The following is a 21,370-nucleotide window of genomic DNA, read 5'->3' on the forward strand; positions in this document are numbered from 1 at the left end:
ACGCCAGGAGTGAGCGCCGCGGGCTCCCGGCTTCAGGCGGCCTCGTCCATCAGCCGGCGCGCGTCGGCCGCGTGACGGATCCCGGCCGGGTAGGGCAGCGCCCGCACCAGTTCCTCGGCCCGGTCCAGGGCCTCCCGCGCGGCCTCGTGCTCCGCGAGCCGGAACAGGGCCACCGCGAGGGCGATCCGGGCGTCCGCCTCGGCGATCCGCTCACCGGTCCGTGCCGCGCGTTCGACCTCCGCGTGCGCGATCCGGCGCGCCGGTCCGGGGTGCCCCGCACGGAGCCGCCCCCAGGCGACCAGCACGGGAGCCTCCTGCGCGAAGCCGTCCACCGCGTGGAGCGCGTCGCCCGGAAGGCCGGCGCGCAGGGCGAGTTCGGCGCGGGCCGTGCGGACCTCGTGGCCCGCCTGCCGGTCCACCATCCCCACGGCGGAGCGCTCGGCCCGGTCCAGCAGCGCCGCCGCGTCCGAGGGCTCGCCGGTGCGTATCCGGACCAGGGCCAGCGTCGCCAGGGTGTACGGCAGACACCAGGCGTCGTCCGGTTCGGCGCTGGCCACCGCCGCCTCGGCGAGCTTCCGCGCGGCGGTGAACTCTTCGAGCAGCAGGAACAGTTCGGCGAGGTTCGCCCGCTCGAACGCGGCCGCGATCGGATCGCCGGACCGTTCCGCGAGGTCGAGCGCGCGCTCGCCCATCGCGACGGCCTCACGCAGCTGTCCGCCCCGCCGCCGGTTCTCCCGCAACGTCGACAGGACCGAACCGAGCAGGGTCGGATCCCCGTACTCCTCGGCCGGAGCGAGCGCCCTCCCGGCGGCCGTACGCGCTTCGTCCAGCCTTCCGTTGAGGCCGAGGTTGCTGGCCTGCAGGGCGTAGGAACGGGCCATGAGGCCCTGCCCCTGTCTTCCCGACACCCGTGACGCGACCGCGAGAGCCTGCTGGGCGGCGCGGAACCCCTCCTCGTACCGTCCCTGGATCTTGCAGATCATGGACAGGGCGAGGAAGTGCGCGGCGGCCGGTTCAGGGGCGGTGTCCCCGGTCACCGGATGCTCGCCCAGTACCTGCCTGCCGGCCTCCGGGCCACCGGCCCGCGCCAGCGCGTCGGCCAGCCAGGCGGCGGTGAGCACGACGTCCTCGCGGTCGCCCCGGCGGGCGAACTCGTCCAGCGCCAGCCGCAGCACCTCGGCCGCCTCGCCGAAGTTGCCCATCCGGCTCAGCACCTGGCTGTGCGCGAGACGGGCACGGGCCGCGTCCACGTCGAGCCGCGCGACCAGGTCCCGGTAGTAGCGGTCGGCGGTGTCGTTGGCGAAGAGGGCCGCGGCCCGTGCGGCCGCCCTGCGCAGGTACTCGGCGGCGCGCGGATCGTCGGCGTGCGCGAAATGGGAGGCGAGGGTGTCGACGGCATCCGGGCGGCGGCGCAGCACCGCCTGGGCGAACGCGCCGTGCAACTGCCTGCGGCGGACCTCGGAGAGCTCCTCGTAGCAGGTGAGACGGACCAGCGGGTGACGGAAGATCAGCCCGGCCTCGTGCTGCCCCGCCAGTACGATCTCGCGCTCCTCGACGAGGGACGCGCCGATGGCGTGCTCCAGCGCGTCGGTGGCGGCGCCGCCGGAGACCGGCGGGTGCAGTCCGTGCGCGGCGACATCGAGCAGTTCGGACAGGGCCGTCTCGGGACCGGCGACGGAGAGCGCCTCGACGATGCGGCGCGTGTCGTGGTCGAGCCGGCCGAGCCGTTCCGCCACCAGCTGCCGGATACCGTCCGGCGCCGGCACACCGGGCACGTCCTCGGCCAGCCCGTGGGCCAGCTCGACGGCGAACAGCGGGTTGCCGAGGGAGAGTTCCCACACCCGGTTCAGCCGTTGGTCCTCCGCGCCGGCACCGGCCGGGCCGAAGGGCTCCGGTGGCAGGTGCCGTGCGGCGGGCAGCAGTACCGTGTCGCGCACCACCGCGAGGCAGGCCTCCTGGCTCAGACGCCCCACCTCCTCGCGCGTGGCAAGACCCTGACGCAGCAGCGAGGTCAGCCCGGCACGGCGCGGGTCGCCGTCGGGTATCTCCTCCTCGCGGCACGTCACCAGGAACCGGGGGCCGCCCGTCTGCGCCGCCCTCCTGGCCAGATGGCTCAGCAACTGGAACGAGCCCTCGTCGGCGGCGTGCAGGTCGTCGAGCACGATCAGCACCGGCTGCACCGACGACAGTTCGCCGAGCAGCCCGGCGGTGGCGCGGAACAGCCGGTCCCGTTCCTCCTCCGGGCTCCGTTCCTCGTCCGCCCGCACCCGGCCGAGCGCCGGCAGGAACGCGGCCAGTTCCGGGTACTCCGCGCCGACCCCGGCCCGCTGGTCCGGGTCGCGCTCGGCCAGCCATCCGTCGAGCGCCTCCGCGAACGCCCCGTACGGCGTGTGCCCCTCCGCGTCGTGCCCGCCGCCCCACAGCACCGCGGTGCCGGACGCGGCGGCCCGCCGCGCCACCTCGCCCACCAGCCGGGTCTTGCCGACCCCGGCCTCCCCGGTCAGCAGCCTGACGACAGCGGGCCCGTCCGCCGTGAGCAGCCGTTCGAGGACGGCCCCGCGCCCGCGCAACGGAGTGGCCACCGGGACCCGCAAGGCGGCCGGCAGCGAGGGTGCGGACGGCACGAGCGGGAGCTCCGCCGCCAGCGCGACCCGGTGCAGGCGCTCGGTCTCCGCACCCGGCCGCACCCCCAGCTCCGCGTCCAGTGCGGCCCGGCACACGTGGTACTGCCGCACCGCGCGCCGCCGCAGCCCCTGCCGGGTGTACGCGTCGATGAGGATGCGGTGCGCCAGTTCCTCGGCGGGGCTCGATTCGAGGACCCGCCCGGCGGTGTCCGCCGCCTCCTGGACCGCGCCCGTCTCCAGATGCGCCGCTGCGAGCCCGATGAGCACCCGCTCCTTCAGCGCCGCGAGCTGGGCCCGACGGCCCTCGGCCCAGTCGGCGTACCGGTCCTCCGGCAGCAGTTCGCCGGAGAACCACTCCAGGGCCCGTGCGAGCTCCGCCACGCCGCCGCTCGCCAGTGCGTCCCGTGCGTCGCGTTCGGCCTGGTCCGCGTCGATCCATACCGTCGCCGGGTCCAGGAACAGCAGCGCCCCCTCCGAGACCAGGTACGAGGACGTGGCGCGCGAGGCGAGTTCGGGCTCCAGGATCCGGCGGGCGGAGTGCAGCGCGACCCGCAGGCTGCCCTGCGCCGCGTGCGGATCGGCGCCGGGCCAGCAGATGTCGATGACCTGTTCGCGGTGCAGCCGGTGCTCGGGTACCACGGCGAGCAGTTTCACCAGGGCCTGTGCGGTCATTCTCGGCCAGCGCTCGGCGGGTGCCGCGCCGGATTCCCGGGTAACCCGAAAACCACCGAAAAGGTGCAGGTTCAGGCGTGGCGCCACGGGATCGGTGCCGGTGGTACGTCGTGCGTTCATGAGGGCGCAACTGTAACCGAGCATGCTGAGGACCCCCGGCCGCCGCCGGGGGTCCTCAGTGGTCAGCGCTTACGGGTCGTCACGGCATGGCGCCGCACGGACCCGTTGGAGCCGTCAGGACAGGGTGTACACCGCCAGCTGGCGGGCGGCGTCGTTCAGGGACAGCACACCGCCGCCCAGTTCCTCCGCCGTCCGGTTGTTGCCGTGGTCGTCGAAGTTCAGCGAGACCATGTCGTCGACGCCGTCGCCGTCGAGGTCGGCGGCGAGGTAGTTGCGGCCGCCCATCAGGGACGCGCTGCCCACACCGGACTGGAAGGACGCGTCCGAGGTGAGGACCGAGGGGTCCCACACGCCCACGCCGCCCTCCATGCCGCCGGCCACCAGCTTGCGGCCGCCGGGCCCGGTGATGAACTGGGCGGTTCGCAGCGGCGCCAGGATCGAGGCGCTGGTGTCCTGGCCGCCGGCGCCGTAGCCGCGGATGGTGGCGAAGCTGAGGGCGTACAGCGGGTCGCCCTTGCCGTCGATGAAGAAGTTGCCGTGCGACCACGGGCCGCCGTTCACGGTGCTGTGCAGCAGTTCGCCGGTGCGCCCGTCACGGATCTCCATCACGACGTGCGCGGTGGCGGTGGAGATGTCACCGGAGGTGGTGGGATCGGTCAGCGCCATCCAGGTGTAGACGACCGCGTGCCCGTCCGCGTAGGGGATCTTCGGCGATGCGAAGACGGCGTGGTCCAGGAGCGCGCCGTGCAGCTTGCCGTCGACCGCCGTGGCCGGGGCCTTGGGATCGGCGGTCCAGCGCACGGTGCCCTTCGCGCCGTCGAGCGCGACACCGTTCTCGGCTGCGTCGGGAAGGGCCAGGGCGTTCTTGGAGGTGTACTGCGTGTACACCTGGCCGTCACCGGTCACGGTGTCGGAGAAGAACACGTCGCCCGCGTCGGCGGGGGCCGAGTACGTCCACAGCGCCTTTCCGTTGCCCTTGTAGGCGCGCAGCGCGTCGGTCGGCACCAGGATTTCGGCCTTGCCCTTGCCGTCGACGTCTGCGACCGTGACGGAACGTACGTACTGGCCGCCGCCGTCGATGGTCGTGAGGATCTTGCCGGTGGTGCCGTCGAGCACGACCACCGATGTCTCCGCGGCGACGATCACTTCGGGCTTCTTGTCACCGGTCACGTCACCGGTCTGGACGCTGAGCACGGCGCCGGGCACGGTGGTCTTCCACAACTGCTTGGGCGCGCCCTCGACCAGCGACGGGCCCGACCACGCCCACACCCCGTTCGAGCTGCCGCCCGCGACGACGTCCGGCTTCTTGTCGCCGTCCAGGTCGGCGGCCCGCGCGTAGTTGAGGTCTGCCTGGAGCGGCGTCAGGCTCTGCTGCTTGCCGTTGCCCACCTTGTACTCGTGGATGTTCTGCTGCGGGTCGATGGTGCGCACATAGTCGTCGCCGCCGGAGCGGTACGCCTGCTGGAACATGGGCGAGGCGTTCAGGCCGGCCTGCCGCCAGGCGACCTTTCCCTTGGCGTTGAACGCCGTCAGCGAGCCGTATCGCAGGCTGCCGACGTTCTGCGCCAGAGCGCTGTCCGTGTCGTCCTGCGCCGCGGCGATCAGCTTGCCGCCGACGACATCAAGGTGCCAGGTCGCCGGGGCGTCCCTGGTGTTGCCGGGCGCGCGCTTGGTGGTGTGCGTCCACCGGACCGTGGCGCCGTCCGAGCCGCTCAGGAGGCGGACGGTGGAGGCGTTCAGGAACAGGTCGGAGTCGAGGGTCGACTCGCTGACCGCGTACTCGCTCCCGCCGCCCGGGGCCACGTCACCGATCGTCATGGCGGTCGGGAAGGCGTTGATCCGGGTGTCCAGCGTGATGCGCTTGCCGCTGTCCAGGTCGTACGAGGCGATCTGGTACTCGACCGCGTCCGAGGTGTCCGCCTGTTCAAGGGCCACCATCCGGCCGCGCGCGGCGTCCAAGTGCAGCTGACGCCCGTACAGCTCGCTGTCCGTCTGCCAGACCAGGGAGCCGTCGGCGGTGTCCAGGACCAGGGTGCGACCACGCGCTGCGGTCTTGTCGGTCTTGCGGAGGTTCCAGGATGCGGCGATCTTCCCGGTGCCCGCGCCCTCGAGCGCGCCCCAGGTGACCGGCTCGGTCTCCCCGGTGTCGTAGCTCCAGGTAGAGGAGGGGGTCAGCGCGCCGTCGGCGTACGAGAACCGGGTCCCGGACAGGGTGGCCGTCGCGTCGTCCGCCGATGTGTTGTTCAGCCGGGGCCAGTCGGCGACCAGCAGCGTTCCGTCGACGATCTTGACCTGGCCGGCGTAGGCGTACACCTTCGACCAGAGCGTGGTCCCGGACTTGCCGTCGAGGACGGTCACCACGGTGCCCTGCGTCATCGTGGAGCCCGGGATGATGACGCCGGTCGGCGGGTTCACCCCCACGCTCGCGGAGAAGACCAGGTCCGGGACGCCGTCACCGGTCAGATCGCCGGAGTCGAAGCCCTGGTCGGAGTAGGGCGAGAACGGGCTGACCGCGTTGTAGCCCATCAGGACCCGGGCCGGGTAGAACTCGGTCTGCCAGGGCCGGAGGTTCTTGATCTTCCAGTCCGCGTACAGCGAGTCGCTGTCGCGCGACCAGGCGGTGGAGCCGTCGGCCTTGTGGAGCTGGATGGAGGCGAGGCTGTGCACGGTGAAGTAGCCCTTGGAGCCGGCCGGCACGGTGGCGCCCAGTCCGTGCACGCCGTCCAGCGCGGACTTCTTGGTGAAGGTGACAGGGGTGTCCGTGGCATCGGTGCCGGACGCCGCCTCCGGCGCGCCCTTCGCGGGCGAGCCCTGGAGGGAGCTGCCGTGGTTGGAGGCGGCGGCGTCGTCAGACGTGCCGTTCTTGACCGCCGTGCCGTCGCCGTACACGTCGACGTTGGCGTGCGCGGCCAGCTGCTTCGCCTGGTCGGCGGTGAGTCGCATCGCCGTGGGGGAGCTGTCGGAGGCCAGCGCGTGCGGGGCCGCGGTCAGCGCGAGACCGGCCGCGACGAGGGTGGAGGCGAGCCGCAGGGCCCGCCGCGGGGCGTGGGTTCTCATTACTTGCCTTCCGGCGCGATACGAACGGCGGAACCGGCGGTCAGCACCGGCTGGTTGTACGAGTACTGGAGTGCGTCGACGCCGGTCTGGTTCTCGATGCCGACCGTCGCACCGACGCCCCGGTCGTCGACCGTCTTGTACTGGAGCGTGATGGCGCCGGTGGCCTCGTCGAAGACGGCCTCGAAGGTGGCGCGGTCGCCCGAACCGTCCGCGTAGGCGGCCTTGTTCCACACGACGGCGAACGTACGGTGGCCCACATCGCCCTTGGTGGCGGTCTGAACGCTGGACTTCTTGTCCAGGACCAGGTCGTCCCAGAGGGCGGCGACGGTCCCGTTGGGCTTGGCGACGGACGGCAGCGCGACGTTGCCGTAGTCACCGAGGCGCGGCTCCATGAAGTTGACCAGACCGTTCGTGGTGACCGAGGCGCTGGTGTAGGCAACGCCGTACAGCTCCACCGGGAACGGCAGCGAGATCGTCGTGGCGTCCTCGTCACCGCTGAGCGTCACGTTCTTGGTGCCCTTGACCCAGGAGTACGTGGCCGGGGTGCAGGTGTGGCCGTAGGCGTCGGTGCGGACGGGGAGCTTGATCTTCTCCGTCATGTCACCGGCCACCTCGAAGGACTCGGCGTACACACCGTTGCAGAGCACCGGGGCGGCGGGCGTCACGGTCAGTGTGTAGCGGCCCACGGCGACCGCCGGCAGGGTGAACGTGCCGTCGGTGCCGGTGGTGACCGGCTTCACCGGCGTACCGGAGACCTCGACGGTTGCCCTGCCCAGCGGGCGGCCCTGGACGTCCTTGACCGTGCCGGAGACCTGGTGCGAGGCGACGGCGTCGAGCCCGAAGTCCTGGGCGAGGTCATCGCTCTCGGTGACCTCGACACCGGAGACGGTGGAGGTCGCGAAGCCGTAGCCGCTCACGGTGAAGGAGTACGTGCCGGCCGACAGGGTCAGGCGGTAGTCACCGCTCGTGGTGGTGTGCGTGGTGCGCGTGGTGCCCGCGGCGTCGGTGGCCTGGACGGAGAGGCCGGACAGAGCGGTGCCTGCGGCCTTGTCGGTGACCTTGCCGGTCACGGTGCCGGCGCTGTGCGGTGCCTTCTCGACGGAGGAGTAGATGTCGAGCTTGCCCTCGCCCCAGACGTTGTTGGCGCCGGCGGTGCCACCGCAGTGCGTGTCGTCGACGTCGGTCGCACCCTCGTTGAGCAGGGCGCGGGTGGCGTCGATGTCACCGATGAGCGACGGGGCCGCCGACCACAGCAGCGCCACCGCGCCGGAGACGTGCGGAGTCGCCATCGACGTACCGGAGATGGTGTTGTACGTGCTGCCCGGCCAGGTGGAGCGGACGTCGACGCCCGGGGCCGAGATGTTCGGCTTCATGGAGCCGTCGACGAGCGAGGGGCCGAAGCCGGAGAACTTCGCGATCTTCCCGGTCGAGTCGTACGCGCCGACGCCGTAGGCCGGAGCCTGCGCACCGGGCGCCTCCGAGGTCGAGCAGGAAGCGCCGTCACCGGCGTTGCCGGCCGCGAACGCCTCGAAGATGCCCGCGGCGTTCCACGCCTGAACCGTGTCCTGGTAGAACGTGGTGTTTCCGCCGCCCCAGGAGTTGTTGACGATGTTCGGGGCGAGGTCCGGGCGCGGGTTCTCACCGTCGTGGTCGGTCGGCGCGAGGATCCACTGACCGGCCGCGAGCAGCGAGGCGTCCGAGCAGGAGTCGGTCTCGCAGCCCTTCGTGGCGATCCAGGTCGCGCCGGGGGCGACGCCGACGCCGTCCTTGCCGACCATCGTGCCCATGGTGTGCGTGCCGTGGCCGTTGTTGTCGCACGGGGCGCTCGTGGGGCACTGACCGCTGGCGTCGAACCAGTTGTAGTCGTGCGTGAAGGAGCCGTCGCCGTTGTTGCCCCGGTAGTTGCCGACCAGATCCGGGTGGTCGTACTGAACACCGGAGTCGAGGTCGGCGATGACGATCCCCTCGCCGCGGTCCTGGTACTCGTCCCAGACCTGGTCGGCCTTGATGTCCTTGACGCCCCACTCGGGCGCGCCGCCCTCATCGGTGGCCGCCGCCTTCGAGGCCGCCTTGACGGCCGCGTTCGTCTCGGCCCTGGACGGCCGGTTCTCGATGTCGTCGAGCTTGTAGTGCTGCTCCTTGACGATCTGCGCGACGTCGGAGCGCTTCGAGAGCTCCTTGACGAGGTCCTCGTCGCCGGTGACCTTGACGGTGTTGGCGATCCAGAAGTCCTGGTGGCCGACCTTCTCCTTGTCGAGGAAGGAGTTGAGCGAGCGCTGGCTGGTCCGCGCCTTCGCCTTCAGCTCGGTGAACGCCGACTTCGCCTTCGCCGCGTGGGCGCGCTTGCTCTTGGCGGGCGACAGGTCGGCCTTGTCCTTGAGGACGACGAAGAACGACGCCTCGCCGCCCCCGTCCACGGCGTTGAGCAGGGCGGTGTCGACCTGTGCGGCGGGCCCGGTGGCGGCGGCCGCGGACGGTGGACCGATCAGCAGGCCCGTGACGGTGAGCGCTGCGGCCGCCCATGCGGCGGTTCTGCGCCGGGGCGATCGGGACAGGTGCATCGGGATGCTCCTCCAGGAACGGTACGGGGGAGTCCGGACGCTAGAAGGGCGCCGTTACTTGGGCATTACAAGGGCCCGAAACGACGGCAGGGGCGCGTACGCGGGGTGGGTCAGGGGCCGTCCGGCGAACCGTCGCCCGAGTGGCGGCGGGCCCAGGCACGGCTCTGCGCGAGCGCCTGCTCCACCGGTGCGAACAACGCGCCCTCGGCGGGGATCACCCCGTCGGGACCGAGATCATCGGCGATGCCGGTCGCCTCCAGGACGCGGCGGAGCTCCGGCTGCACGCCGGCGAGGACCAGCCGGGCCCCGTTCCGGTCGAGTTCACCGATCCGGCGCCGCAGGAGCTTGACCACCATGGAGGACGGCACGTCCGGCAGCCCGCGCATCACGAGGACGAGCACGGCGCCCTTCGCCCCGTCCGCACGCGGCAGCGACGCCTCGATGCGCGGGAGCTCGGCGAACAGGCTGCCCCCTTCGTAGTACAGGACGGTGACCTCGCCCGGCGTCAGCCGCTCGGGAACCGGTGTCAGATGCCACCGGCCCTCCGGATCGCACTCCAGTGCCAGCAGACGGGCCCGGCGAGCCGCCTGCACGCAGTACAGCAACAGTGAAAGGACCGCACCGAGCACGATCGCCTGCTGCAACGGGATCTGCGTGGTGGCCAGGAAGGTCAGCGCCATCGCCGCGAACGACAGCCGCGAGGTGCGCAGCACCAGACGTACGTCATGGCGCTTGCCCCGGATCAGCTCACCGCCGACCACCAGGATCAGCCCGCCGATGACCGGCATGGGGATGCGTTCGGCGAGCGGCGCGCAGACCAGTACGACCACCGCGAGCAGCACCCCCGACAGCACCCCCGCCCAGCGGGTACGGGCGCCTGCGGAGACGGCGACCCCGGTGCGGGACAACGAGCCGCCCGCCGGAAGCGCCTGGAAGAACCCGCCCGCGAGGTTGGCCGCCCCCTGGGCCGCGAAGTCGCCGTTGACGGAGGAGCGGGAACCGTCGGGGTTCGGTACGGAGTCCGGCGAGCGCCCACACCGCGATGGTGACGAGGGCGACGAGGGTGGTGTCGAGCTGCCAGTGGGTGACGTGGGCGAGCCAGTCGCCGAGCTGGTACAGCCGGTTGTGGCCCTGCGGGTCGTAACCGGTGGCGTCCTTGAGGACGCCGGTCACGATCTGCAGCGCGATGCCGACGGAGAAGCCGGTCATCACGGCGTTGGACACGAAGCTCAGCAGAACGCCGAGCCGCAGCACCCCCATCAGCACCATCACCACGCCCGCCATCAGCGTCAGCGTGGCGATGCTGCCCGCGTCTTTGGGGTCGAGCCCGGCGTCCTTCAGCACGCTCTGGGAGGTGAGGGCGATCGCGCTGGTGAGGGTGGTGACCATGAGGACGGTACGGGCCGTGAGCGAGCCGACGATCGCCGGTACGACTCCCGCGTACAGCCCGGCGACCGGGTTGAACCCGGCGATCGCCGCGTACGCCATGCCTTCCGGGATGGAGAAGAGACCCGTGACCAGGCCCGAACCCACATCCGCCGGGCGCGGCCTGCCCAGCCGGGACACCGCCCGCGTGAACACGGCACGCACCGGCTTCATGACGCCGGACCGCTCACCGAGTCACCCACGTACTTGACGCCCGGAACAACCAGCAGCGTCGTCATGACGGCTGCGTTGCGCAGTGCCATCCATTCGACACCCCGCCGCCGGCAGCCGGCACCGGATTCTTGGGGTCGGCACCATCGCGATCAGCGGGACGGGGCTGATCGCGATTCCGGCCGCCGGGGCCAGTACCTGTCCGATGGCGTCGCCCATGGCCGGCCTCCGTGCTGCGTCGAGTCTGCGGCCTTCTACGGAGACCGGAAGTACATACGGGTCAAGATAATTGAAAAGTGTGACAAACAATCATCTAGTGACTCCCTATCACCACCGATCCCCCGAATGGCCCAGTCCCGCTCGCGCCCGCCGGCCGCAGACCGTTCCCTGACAGACAGACAGACAGACAGACAGACAGACAGACAGACAGACAGACAGACAGACAGAGGGCGAGCCCGACCGGGCAGGGGACTGGGACTGGGACTGGGGGCAGGGTGGAGGACGGAAGCGCACGTGGCGACGACGGTTCCGGAGAGCCGGAGCGGTGGGAGCAGGCGGAACTCGAAGGTCTGCGCACGAGGGTGGCCGCACTCGAACGCGAGCGCGCCCGGCCGCCCCGGCACCGCGGCCGGTCCTTCCTCGCCGCGGTGCTCATCACTGTGGGGTGTCTGCTCGCCCCGCTGTCCGTCGTCGCCGCCTGGGCCGCCGACAAAGTGGGGGACACCGGCCGATACGTGGACACGGTCGCGCCCCTGGCCGCCGACGCCGACGTCCAGGACGCCGTGGCCGGACGGGTGACCGACGCGCTCATGACCCGGATCGACCTCTCGGCCCTCCTTACGGACGTGGCACCTGCGGACCGGCCCCGCCTGGAAAAGGCGCTGGGCCCGCTCGGCGACTCGCTGGAAGGCGCACTCCGCAGCTTCGTGCACGACAAGGCGCGGGCGGTCGTGGCCTCGGACACCTTCGAGACGGTCTGGACCGAGGCCAATCGCCGGGCCCACAGTGCCGTGAACAAGGCGCTGACCGGCAAGGGCGGCGGAGCGGTCGAGCTGACGGACGACGCGGTCACTCTCGATCTCGCTCCCGTGGTCGACCGGGTCGAACAACGCCTGGTCGACGCGGGCCTGACGGCGGCCGGACGGATCCCGGAGATCCACACCGACATCACGCTCATCAGGTCCGAGGACATCGGCAAGGTCAAGACGTACGTGCGGGTCCTGCAGTTCCTCGGCAACTGGCTCCCGGTGATCGCGGTCCTCCTCATCGCCGCCGGGGTACTGCTCGCGGTACGGCGTCGCAGGGCGCTGGTCGCGGGATGCCTCGGCGCCGCTGCCGCCGCCGCGCTCCTCGGCATCGGCCTGCGGGTCTTCCGGGTGGTCTACCTGGACGCCCTGCCCGCCGACGTCTCGCAGGGCGCGGCGGGGGCGGTCTACGACGCCATGACCCACTTCCTGCAGACCACCGTCCGGATGGTCGTCGCCGTCGGCGTCGTCATCGCCCTGGCCGCCTGGCTCACGGGGCCGGGCCGGCGCGCCGCACTCGTACGCGGACTGTGGGTCAACGGCATCACGGCCGTCCGCTCCACCGCCGACGGCGCCGGACTGCGCACCGGACCCGTGGGCCCCTTCGTACGCCGCCGGCGCACCTGGATCACCTGGGTGCTGGTGGCCGCCTCGCTGCTCGTGTACCTGCTGTGGCCGCACCCCACCGGGTGGGTGGTCCTCGCCATCGCGTTGTGCCTGCTGTTCCTCCTGGCCGTGGTGGAGTTCCTGGCGGCCCGGCCGGCCACGGGGGACCGGGAACCGGTGGCGCCCCCTGCCTGACCGGACGCGGTCACCCGACAGAAAGGACCCCAGCCATGGCGGGAGTCGACGCGAACGCGGTCCGGCGGATGACCGGAACCCTGTTCATCGAGCGCGGAGTCCGCAGCCCCGGCTCGACCCGGTTCTGGGGCCTGCTCGTGCTCGCCGCCGTCATCGCGGGCGCCGGTGTGGTCGGGGACTCGACCGCCACCGTGATCGGCGCGATGATCGTCGCCCCGTTGATGACGCCGATCCTCGGCTGCGCCCTGGCCCTCGTCCTGGCACGCCGCCGGCAGGTGACACGCTGCCTGCTGCTGGTGCTGGGCGGCGCCCTCGCCGTGGTCGCGATCGGTATGCTGCTCGGCTGGATCGTCTCCCCGCCCGACGCCTACGCCTCCAACAGCCAGGTCTCCTCACGCATCAGCCCCCGCCTCATCGACCTGCTCGCGGCGCTGGCCACCGGCACCGTCGGCGCGTTCGCCCTCGTGCGCGCGGACATCTCCGACACCCTGCCCGGCGTCGCGATCGCCATCTCGCTGGTGCCGCCGCTCGCCGTCACCGGGCTGCTGCTCACCGTGCACCGCTACCACGACGCCGGGCAGTCGGCGCTGCTGTTCGCCACCAACGTCGCCGCCATCGTCGCCACCGGCACCGTGGTCTTCCTGCTCTACGGAGTCCGGGCGGGGGCCGAGCGGGCGGACATGCGCGTGGGGGAGTTCCGAGGGAGGACGCTCGCCGCCGTGGTGTGCGTGGTCGTGCTCGTCGCGGCCCCGCTCACCGCCGGCACGGTCACCGTCGCCCGAGACCGCTCGCTGGCCGCCGACGCCCGCCCGGTCGCGGAGAAGTGGGCCGCCACCGGGAAATGGCAGATCGCGTCCGTCGAGGCCCGCAACGGCATCGTCGTGATCGGCGTGCTCGGACTCCCGCCGCAGCCCGCGCCGACCGCGCTGCGCGCCGCCCTCGACGACCACGGCATGCGTGACGCCGACCTCGAACTCCATCTGGTCGGCGGACGGACGCACTGGTGCCCGGCGGACACGGACACCTGCACGGTGCGCGAGGGCGGACGCAGCTGACCGCCTCCCGGTGGCCCCGGGGCCGGTGCGGGCGAACGCACCGCCTCCCGGTGACACGGGACAGCCCTGAGCTCCAAGAGGTCGCTTCTTACGGCGTGAGCGTCCGTTGGTCTGTGCACGACGGATTTGGTTGACTCATCCGTGGCATTCCACCCATCCGTTCCCGCCGTGGCCCGCGCCGCAGGCGACCGGCGAAGCTGCATGCGGACAAGGGATACGACTACGACCACCTGCGGCGATGGCTCCGTGGACGCGGCATACGCCACCGCATCGCCCGGAGGGGCGTCGAGTCCTCGCAACGGCTCGGCCGCCACCGCTGGGTGGTCGAACGAACCGTGCTCCTGGCTGGCCGGCTGCCGACGCCTCCACCGCCGCTACGAACGAAAGCCCGAGCACTTCCTCGCCTTCGTCGGCATAGCCGCGACCCTCATCCGCCACCGACGACTCACCAAATGAGACAGCGTGTTACTGCGGCGGATGAAGATGACGATGTGGGTTGGACAGTCTCGGTGGACTACAGACCCAAGCGCGGGACGAAGTCCGGGAAAGTAGGTGATACGACCCGCCACTCTGCCCCGTGGTCGCTCTCGCTCTGCGGACTCGGCGAGAATTCCCAGGCATGGGCGACGGCCTCTTCCTCGAAGTGGTCGCGGCAGGCGATGTCGCCGTTCATCTGAAAGGACGAGTCGTGCCGGGCAGCCGGCCGACTTCCTTCTTATATTCAGGGACCGGACGCAAAGAGCACCGAGCACAGGTGCATGAGCAAGCGAACCTGGTGGGTCGTGGCAGTCGACTCTCGACCGGCGGCCCGCAGTGGCGGCGCCGCGTCGTTGACCGCACCATCGTAGGGAAGCCAGAGATGACCCGGACCCGAGGAAGGCCTATGGTGCTGCAAGCCGATCCCGAAATCCTGCGCGAGCTGGTCAACCGCTACGACGAGCTGCAGAGTCTCGACGCATCCTACTGGGACTGCACGGTCAGGCCCGGGAGCGAGGGTACGCTCTACACCCTTTGCGTACTCACCGGCATTCGTGACGAGTCGCAAGCCCTGGCTGCCGCTCGTAGCTTGCTCCCTGCCTCCGACCTGCCTCCGAGGTCCCCCGGCGGCCCATCGGCCTGAAGGACCTGGCAGCCGGCCCGGACTGCACACGACGGGCCCGCGTCTTCTCGATGACTACAGATCGGGAGTCCAGTCGACGCAGGTCTCTGATATCGCCTTGAGCTGCGCATATCGGGTCGCGTGTTCGGGATCGGCGCCGGGAGGCCCAGAGCAGCGACCGCCATCGGGCGCGGCGGCTCCGCGCCTCGGGGGTCCTTGCCACTCGCCGAACCCGACACACCGGCTCACTGCGCCCGCTCATTTCGCGTTTGATGCGAGAATTTCGTGCGCCCGCGTGCGCCGGTGATAAACAACCGGCCTCTTCGCCGTATTGTTATGTACTTTCGAGCGTGCACGCCCAAGGGTGAATTTAGCTGAATTTTTGGCGGTCGACTGGCCATACGGGTGAATCGATTTACACCGGATCCCGGGCGACGAATCCCGCGCAGCCATTCATCAACTCACCTTCCACTGCGCAACATTGGCGTGCAAATCAGAGCGTTTCACCGAAAGGAATTCGGGTGGGCCCTTACACCTCGGATCCGGCGCGGTCGAGCACGCAAAGCAGTGATTGCATCACGCAACAACACCTCCATAGCGTGGCCGCGGTGACGTTTCACGATGCGAACGGGAATACGCCTACGGGCCCCCGGACATCGATGGGGCGAGGGACGCAGCAAGCCGTCCAAGCCGCCTCTGGGAAACGCACAACCACGAATCCGCGGTCCCGCCACGAGCCTGACCGCCTCCCTCCTTCAGGAGCGGCACACCATGACCGACACAACCAACGCCCTGACCGGCTGGTCTCCCGAGGCCGTCGTCTTCGACTGCGACGGCACCTTGATGGACACCGAAAGCCACTGGCAGGACGCACGTAGCCAGGTCTTCCGGGACTTCGGTATCCACCCCGCGCCGGGCTTCGCCGAGCGGGCCAAGGGCGTCCATTACATCGACTGCGGCCGGCTGATGGCCCAGGAGGCGGACAAGCCCAAGCTGGCAGCGGAAATGACCGGCTCGCTACTGCGCCACTTCATGGTTCAGGTCGCCAAGGACCCCGTCACGATGCCCGGAGCCGCCGACTTCGTACGTCGGCTCTCCGGCCGCCTGCCACTCGCCGTGGCGAGCAACTGCCCTTTGCAGGTGGTGGAGTCGAGCCTCGACCGGGCCGGTCTGCTCGGCCACTTCGAGCACGTTGTGGTCCCGAGTGAAGACAACCCCGGAGGCCGGAACGGCGAGCCCGTACGCCCGAAGCCCTGGCCGGACGTCTACGCGACGGCCGCCCGCCTCTGCGGTGCCGCACCGCAACGGGCTCTCGCCGTCGAGGACTCGATGACGGGAATCGAGTCGGCCCTGCGGGCCGGGCTGCGCGTGGTCGGGGTGGGCCCGCGCCCGCGGCCCGAGGAGGCGGCCCGGGCCGACCTGTGGGTACCCGCCCTTAACGCTCCGGATCTGTCGGCCTGGGTGGAGTCCTGGCCGACTCGCGGGGCGCGGGAGTAGGGGCCGGCAGCCCCTCAGTCCAGCCACGTGCTGAGATCCTCCACGACTGCTTGGGCGGAGGCGAAGAGCAGCGCGATACCCACCGCACCCGGATCGGGAACGCCTTCGGCGCGTCTGCCGAGGTAGCTGGAGCGTCCCATCCTGGCGCGCAGACGCGCGGTCTCGGACACGCCGGCCCAGGCGGCGTCGGCGGCCCGGGCCAGGGCTTCCGCCGACGGGGTGGTCTCCGGGGCGGTCCTGAGGGCCTCAGCCGCCGGGCCCAGTGCGTCGACGAGGGTCTTGTCGCCGGGCGCCGCGTCACCCACGCGGCGGACGGCCGCCAGCCCCTCCGCCGCTCCGGCTGCGAGAGCCTGCGTGGTGGCGGCCCCGGCGTCGGCCACGGCGACGGCCAGTGCCTGGAACAGCAGGCCGAACAACGGCCCGCTGGTGCCGCCGACCTCGTCCAGGAAGGCCGTGGCCGCGGCGTGGAGGGGTGCGGCGGGGTCGCTGCGGGATGCGGGGTTCGCGTTGAGATGCCGAAGGGTGGAGCGTGCTCCGGTGCTGAGGTTGATGCCGAAGTCGCCGTCGCCCACCGCTTGGTCCAATGAGGTGAGGCGGTCCTTCGCGGTCCGGGCGGACAGCACGAAGCGGCGCATCCAGGCGTCGGTGGAGAACGCGTCGGGGGACGTACTGGTCGTCATGGGTGCCTCCCGTGCTCGGGGGAAAGCTGTCGGGGACGGCTGTGTGCCGCCGCGGCCTCACCAGCGCAGGGCGGCGGTCCACACGGGCGCGTCGTACAGGCGCAGGGTCTGGTGGTCGGCGGCCAGCAGGGTGATGGAGAAGCCGCGCATGTCCAGGGAAGTGATGTACTCGCCGACGAGGGAACGGGCAAGTTCGATACCGCGGTCGTCGAGCAGGCCGCCGAGCACGGTGTGGACCGCGTACAGCTCCAGCGGGGTGACCGCCCCGAGGCCGTTGACCAGGGCGATGACGGAGGAGTCCCGGGCCGGGGAGAGCGCGTCCAGGAGCGCCAGGGCCATGCGCTCGACGAGAGGGCCGAGGGGGCCGCGGGGGACGGTCTCCGGGGCGCGCTCGCCGTGGATGCCGACGCCGTACTCCAGTTCCTCCGGATCGAGGAGGAAGGCGGGCTGGCCGGTCGCGGGCGCGGTGTGGGCGGCTGAGGCAACGGCCAGGGTGCGACAGCCTGCGGCGAGGCGGGTGCCGAACTCCTGGAGTTCCTGGAGGCCGAGCCCGGTGTCGGCCGCCGCCCCGAGTATCTTCTCGATCAGGACGGTGCCGCCCGTGCCCCGGCGGCCCGCGGCGATGTCTTCGGAGTCGGTGGCGAGGTCGTCGTCGACCAGGACCCGGGCACAGGGGACGTCGCGGTGGGCGAGCCGTTCGGCGGCGATGCCGAAGTTGATCCGGTCGCCGGTGTAGTTCTTCACGATGTGCAGCACGCCCTGGGACCGGGCCGCGGCGAGGGATCCTTCGTACACCTGCCGGTTGTGCGGTGAGGCGAAGACGAGACCCGGGCAGGCGACGTCCAGCATGCCTCGTCCGACGTATCCGGTGTGCAGGGGTTCGTGCCCTGCCCCTCCACCCGAGAGGAGGCCGACCCTCCGCGTGGGCGCCGGGTCGCGGGCCAGGAGGAAACCGTGGCCGGGGTCGAGTGTGAGCAGATCCGCGTGGGCACGGGCGAAGCCCCGCAGGGCGTCCCGCACCAGGGTGTCGTCACCGTTCTCGAAATACGATGCCATCCAGGTCCTCCGTCGTCGAGGGCCGCGAGCGGCTGGGCCGGGCCCCTCCCGCCGAGGTGATTTACATGCTGCGTCCCCGGCCGGTACAGGGCAATTCGTAGGACAGTCGGTCATTCATTCGTACACGCCTCGCATGATCGCTGACCGCGAGCGATTCACCCACGCCTGCATTCGTCCACGGACCTCGCCGACAAACAATCCTGCTCGACCGCCCGCCAGTTCCAACTGAAACGCCGAGGCTAAGGGGCGTCCTTGACGAACACGAGCCCGTCGATCCGGTCCAGGTGGGACGGATCGAGCGGTGAGTAGCCGTAGTAAGGGGAAACCCGAGGGGCGGGGCGTGTCTCACCGAGGGCGGCGGCCAGCCCCGCCGCATCGACGACGCGGCTGTCGTCCGGGAGCGCGTAAAGGAGCCCTTCGAGGCTGTCCGGCGGCGGGGTACCGACCCCGTGGTGCGGCATCGTGCCCAGGGCCGTGGCCAGGAAGGCGTACTCCTCGCCCAGGCGGGTGTCCACGAGCGCGCCGGCGCTCCACCACTCAAGCGGCCGGCCGCTCATCCGCGTCGTGCTCCGGTCCCGCTGGAGGTGCCCGTTGTGGGCGTTGACCAGTGCCGGGCCCTGCTCGGCGAGGGCGAGCAGGTTGGCGGCCATCATCGAGTCCCGCAGGCTCATCAGCCAGGACAAGCGGCTCGGTGACGTGTCGGCCATCCAGAAGTGGTAGCGGAGCAGCCCGACGGCGGTACGCCCGTACAGACGCGCCAGGTGCAGGCCCTCCCGTGAGTCCGATGCGATCAGCTGCGGTATCCGGGCATCGAGCAGCGCCACGAGGTCGTCGGTGAGCAGCCGCAGCTCCCTGGCCTCTGCCGACCGCCCGAAGGACCGAGCCGGGTCCGTCATCGCTGCGGGCTCGGTCCACTGTCCGTCGGAGCCGAGCAGACGGTCGAGCGTGCCGGCGGTGCAGGGGAACAGGCCCGCGTCCAGATGGGCCGAGAGGTAGGCATGGAGCGAGGTGAGGGCGTGCCGGGGGCTCGCGGCGCCGGTGATCTCCAACGGCCCGTCGAAACCGGCGAAGCGGACCTGTTCGGACGCGGGCCGGTCCTCGTTGTACGCACGCATCCAGCGCACGAGCTCGCGGTTGCCCGCGAAGGCGCCCCACTCGTGGCTGAATCCGTGCTCCATCACCTCGTCGAGAGTGCCGGTGCCCGAGGTGACGTAGGCGTCCACCAGCAGACCCATCAGGCAGTCGCTCTCGATGGCGATCGTCCGGTAGCCCTCCTGCTCGACGAGCTGACGGAAGAGCTTGTTGCGTGCGTCGAGCACGGCGCCGGCGCCGTGGGTGGGCTCGCCCAGAGCAAGCAGCCGAGGCTTGCGGGGAAGCAGCTTCATGACTGCGCAGGCCTCGACGGCGTGCGTGGTGTCCTTGATAGCAGTAGCCATGCATTCAACGGTATCGTTGAACCAACGGTGGAGACTTGTTCACGATTGCAGCGGCGAAATCCCAGAGAAATGGCAGGGGAATGGCAGACCGGTGAAGCGAAACCCTCAAAGTGGTGAGCGGCTCAGGCCGATCGATCTGGCGCGCGGGCACGGTCTGTCCACGCAGGCGGTGCGGAACTACGAGGAGGCCGGCATCCTTCCGGCGGCCGACCGCACACCCAGCGGGTACCGCACCTACACGCCACGGCACGCGGGCGCGCTGCGCGCCTTTCTCGCCCTGGTGCCGGGGCACGGCCACCCGACGGCGACGCTGATCATGCGGGCGGTGAACGAGGGCGCGGCCGATCACGCGTTCCACCTCATCGACGAGAGCCACGCCCAGCTCCTCGACGACCGCCGGACCCTCCGGGCCGTGGAGGGCGCCCTGCGCGACCTGGAGCCCGCCACGCCGTCCGAGCCCGATCCGGCCGCCGGGGCGGGCAACGCCGGCACGTTCATCGGGCCGCTCGCCGGGAAGCTGGGCATCCGGCCCGCGACGCTGCGGAAGTGGGAGGGTGCCGGGCTGGTGAACCCGGAGCGTGACCCGCTGACGGGGTACCGCGTCTACGACGAGGCCGACGTGCGGGACGCCCGGCTGACACATCAACTACGGCGGGGCGGATACCTCCTGGAGCAGATCGCCCCGCTGATCGCCCAGGTGCGCTCGGCCGGCGGGCTCGAACCGATGGAGGCCGCACTGGACGACTGGCGCGGCCGGCTGTCGGCCCGGGGCCGGGCGATGCTGACCGGGGCCGCGGAGCTGGACGGCTACCTCCGCCGGCGCGGCTGAGCCCCGGGGGCCGGTGCACCGGCCCCGCGGACCGGGGTCATGGGTGCACGGCCGTGTCCTCCTCCTTGCCGCGGACGGGCCGTGGCAGGGGCCCGTTGCCGGGCGGCGGGGGGTAGAACCGCCGGGCCCAGCGCCGGAACGGGCCGATCGGGCCGTCGCCCGAGGCCAGCCGGGGCGGCTGCTGGTACTGCTTGTGGTGCCAGATCGGGAAGTCGGCCGCCGTGAACTCGCAACTCGACCGGAAGATGACGCGGTCCAGGAGCCGCGCGGCGGTACGGCTGACCGCTCGCGCGAGCGGGGGCGGCAGCCGGCCCGGCTCGGTGAAGGCGATCCGGTTCAACTGCCGGAACTGCATCCGGTTGGGGCCGATCGCCGTCGGCATCACCATCGTGCACATCCGCAGCCCGAAGCGCGGCGTGTACACATCGGCGTGCAGGCAGCCGAGCCCGTATCCGTCCACCTCGACGTCGACCGTGAAGCTGCCCACCAGCGGTGCCGTCTCGTGGGCCCGCATGGACACGTGGAACGCGGCGTCCTCGTACACCACCGGCCCGCCGATCTCGGCCCTGGCCCAGCCGTGCAGGGTGGCGAAGTGCCCCAGGTCCACCGAGTTCTCGATGACCTCCTGGACGTTTCCGGCCAGCTCCCAGGCGGCCGTGCGCGCGGGCCGGTGGCCGATCTCGTGCCAGCGGGGGACCGTCCAGTCCGGAGCGCGGCCGTCGTGGTGACGCCAGACGAAGACGGCGCCGTTGACCTCGTGCACGGGCAGTTGGGTCAGCGCGGAACGCGGCGGCGGCGTGCCGTACCCCGTGCGCACACATGTGCCGTCCGGGCCGAACGCGAAGAAGTGGAAGGGGCACGTGAGCTCGTCCCCGTCGATCTTCGCCAGCCCGAGATGGGCACCGAGGTGCGGACAGTACGGGTGGACGGCCCGTAGCTCCCCGCTGCCCAGCCGGTACAGCACGACGTCCTGGCCCGCCAGCGGCCGGGTCAGTACGGTGCCCGGCCGCAGTTCGTGCGAGAACGCCAGCGCGGACCAGCCGCTCGGACAGGGCAGGGCGGGCGCACCGGCGGCGTCCGCCGGGGTCGGACCCTCGCTGATGGTGCGCCCGTACTCGGGTGACACTTCCAAGACTTCCCCTCCGACGACTTCCCCTGCAGGATCTTTCGCCGGGAGGCTGCCCAGACCTTCGCGCGATTCCCTCAACAGATTGCGTGCCACCCGAACGGGAAGCGGTGCGCGATGAGTTGACGACGAGGGG

13 protein-coding genes and 3 pseudogenes are annotated in these 21,370 nt (G+C 71.3%); 6 read left to right on the top strand and 10 right to left on the bottom strand.

Translation table 11 applies throughout. The annotated features are described in order from the left end of the window. Positions 1–32: 32 nt before the first annotated feature. From ACGFU6_RS07420 to ACGFU6_RS07445, 6 genes and pseudogenes are all read right to left on the bottom strand, one after another. Positions 33–3,416, bottom strand: coding sequence for an ATP-binding protein (locus ACGFU6_RS07420; protein WP_393608726.1), 3,384 nt, complete (start codon positions 3,414–3,416; stop codon positions 33–35). A 114-nt stretch (positions 3,417–3,530) separates the two neighbouring features. Then, a complete protein-coding gene (locus tag ACGFU6_RS07425) occupies positions 3,531–6,473 on the bottom strand; it encodes an FG-GAP repeat domain-containing protein (RefSeq protein WP_393608728.1) in 2,943 nt (980 codons plus the stop codon). Next, positions 6,473–9,034 carry a S8 family serine peptidase gene (locus ACGFU6_RS07430; RefSeq protein WP_393608729.1) on the bottom strand — a complete coding sequence of 854 codons (2,562 nt, stop codon included), beginning with the start codon at positions 9,032–9,034 and terminating at the stop codon, positions 6,473–6,475. Before ACGFU6_RS07430 ends, ACGFU6_RS07425 begins: the two co-directional genes overlap by 1 nt. A gap of 110 nt (positions 9,035–9,144) precedes the next feature. Beyond that, a complete protein-coding gene (locus ACGFU6_RS07435; protein WP_393609068.1) occupies positions 9,145–9,714 on the bottom strand; it encodes an STAS domain-containing protein in 570 nt (189 codons plus the stop codon). Between the two features lie 51 nt (positions 9,715–9,765). After that, positions 9,766–9,972 (bottom strand): annotated as a pseudogene (locus ACGFU6_RS07440) (SulP family inorganic anion transporter); the annotation flags it as partial. Between the two features lie 157 nt (positions 9,973–10,129). After that, positions 10,130–10,633 (bottom strand): annotated as a pseudogene (locus ACGFU6_RS07445) (SulP family inorganic anion transporter); the annotation flags it as partial. Positions 10,634–11,124: 491 nt separating this feature from the next. Here ACGFU6_RS07445 and ACGFU6_RS07450 point away from each other — a divergent pair. From ACGFU6_RS07450 to ACGFU6_RS07470, 5 genes and pseudogenes are all read left to right on the top strand, one after another. Further along, positions 11,125–12,456: a hypothetical protein gene (locus ACGFU6_RS07450; protein ID WP_393608731.1), complete on the top strand. Its 1,332-nt coding sequence runs from the start codon at positions 11,125–11,127 to the stop codon at positions 12,454–12,456. Between the two features lie 35 nt (positions 12,457–12,491). Beyond that, the gene (locus tag ACGFU6_RS07455) at positions 12,492–13,511 is read left to right on the top strand and encodes a DUF389 domain-containing protein (protein ID WP_393608732.1); all 1,020 of its coding nucleotides are present in this window, start codon (positions 12,492–12,494) and stop codon (positions 13,509–13,511) included. 134 nt (positions 13,512–13,645) lie between these two features. Further along, positions 13,646–13,967, top strand: a pseudogene (locus tag ACGFU6_RS07460) (transposase); the annotation flags it as partial. Positions 13,968–14,130: 163 nt separating this feature from the next. After that, a complete protein-coding gene (locus ACGFU6_RS07465) occupies positions 14,131–14,631 on the top strand; it encodes a DUF5133 domain-containing protein (RefSeq protein ID WP_393608734.1) in 501 nt (166 codons plus the stop codon). Between the two features lie 750 nt (positions 14,632–15,381). Further along, a complete protein-coding gene (locus ACGFU6_RS07470; RefSeq protein ID WP_393608735.1) occupies positions 15,382–16,107 on the top strand; it encodes an HAD family hydrolase in 726 nt (241 codons plus the stop codon). Between the two features lie 14 nt (positions 16,108–16,121). Here the strand turns inward: ACGFU6_RS07470 and dhaL are convergent, their stop codons facing one another. The 3 genes from dhaL to ACGFU6_RS07485 all read right to left on the bottom strand — a co-directional run bounded on the left by dhaL (position 16,122) and on the right by ACGFU6_RS07485 (position 19,279). Then, a complete protein-coding gene (gene dhaL, locus ACGFU6_RS07475) occupies positions 16,122–16,787 on the bottom strand; it encodes a dihydroxyacetone kinase subunit DhaL (RefSeq protein ID WP_393608736.1) in 666 nt (221 codons plus the stop codon). 57 nt (positions 16,788–16,844) lie between these two features. Beyond that, positions 16,845–17,843, bottom strand: coding sequence for a dihydroxyacetone kinase subunit DhaK (locus ACGFU6_RS07480; RefSeq protein ID WP_393608737.1), 999 nt, complete (start codon positions 17,841–17,843; stop codon positions 16,845–16,847). A 239-nt stretch (positions 17,844–18,082) separates the two neighbouring features. Beyond that, the gene (locus ACGFU6_RS07485) at positions 18,083–19,279 is read right to left on the bottom strand and encodes an erythromycin esterase family protein (RefSeq protein ID WP_393608739.1); all 1,197 of its coding nucleotides are present in this window, start codon (positions 19,277–19,279) and stop codon (positions 18,083–18,085) included. A gap of 91 nt (positions 19,280–19,370) precedes the next feature. Here ACGFU6_RS07485 and ACGFU6_RS07490 point away from each other — a divergent pair, with 91 nt between their 5' ends. Next, on the top strand, positions 19,371–20,108 hold the full coding sequence (locus tag ACGFU6_RS07490; RefSeq protein ID WP_393608741.1) for a TioE family transcriptional regulator: 738 nt from the start codon (positions 19,371–19,373) through the stop codon (positions 20,106–20,108). A 37-nt stretch (positions 20,109–20,145) separates the two neighbouring features. Here the strand turns inward: ACGFU6_RS07490 and ACGFU6_RS07495 are convergent, their stop codons facing one another. Next, the gene (locus ACGFU6_RS07495; RefSeq protein WP_393608743.1) at positions 20,146–21,240 is read right to left on the bottom strand and encodes a Rieske 2Fe-2S domain-containing protein; all 1,095 of its coding nucleotides are present in this window, start codon (positions 21,238–21,240) and stop codon (positions 20,146–20,148) included. Positions 21,241–21,370: the final 130 nt, after the last annotated feature.

It is taken from the genome of Streptomyces sp. NPDC048462, from assembly GCF_043200175.1.
In the GTDB taxonomy this organism is placed as follows: Bacteria; Actinomycetota; Actinomycetes; order Streptomycetales; family Streptomycetaceae; genus Streptomyces.

Bases quoted from the DNA above. Each gene is read 5' to 3' on its own strand.
- ACGFU6_RS07485 (WP_393608739.1), bottom strand. From the start codon at position 19,279: ATGGCTACTGCTATCAAGGACACCACGCACGCCGTCGAGGCCTGCGCA.
- ACGFU6_RS07470 (WP_393608735.1), top strand. From the start codon at position 15,382: ATGACCGACACAACCAACGCCCTGACCGGCTGGTCTCCCGAGGCCGTC.
- dhaL (WP_393608736.1), bottom strand. From the start codon at position 16,787: ATGACGACCAGTACGTCCCCCGACGCGTTCTCCACCGACGCCTGGATG.
- ACGFU6_RS07480 (WP_393608737.1), bottom strand. From the start codon at position 17,843: ATGGCATCGTATTTCGAGAACGGTGACGACACCCTGGTGCGGGACGCC.
- ACGFU6_RS07425 (WP_393608728.1), bottom strand. From the start codon at position 6,473: ATGAGAACCCACGCCCCGCGGCGGGCCCTGCGGCTCGCCTCCACCCTC.
- ACGFU6_RS07435 (WP_393609068.1), bottom strand. From the start codon at position 9,714: ATGGCGCTGACCTTCCTGGCCACCACGCAGATCCCGTTGCAGCAGGCG.
- ACGFU6_RS07455 (WP_393608732.1), top strand. From the start codon at position 12,492: ATGGCGGGAGTCGACGCGAACGCGGTCCGGCGGATGACCGGAACCCTG.
- ACGFU6_RS07430 (WP_393608729.1), bottom strand. From the start codon at position 9,034: ATGCACCTGTCCCGATCGCCCCGGCGCAGAACCGCCGCATGGGCGGCC.
- ACGFU6_RS07465 (WP_393608734.1), top strand. From the start codon at position 14,131: ATGGGCGACGGCCTCTTCCTCGAAGTGGTCGCGGCAGGCGATGTCGCC.
- ACGFU6_RS07420 (WP_393608726.1), bottom strand. From the start codon at position 3,416: ATGAACGCACGACGTACCACCGGCACCGATCCCGTGGCGCCACGCCTG.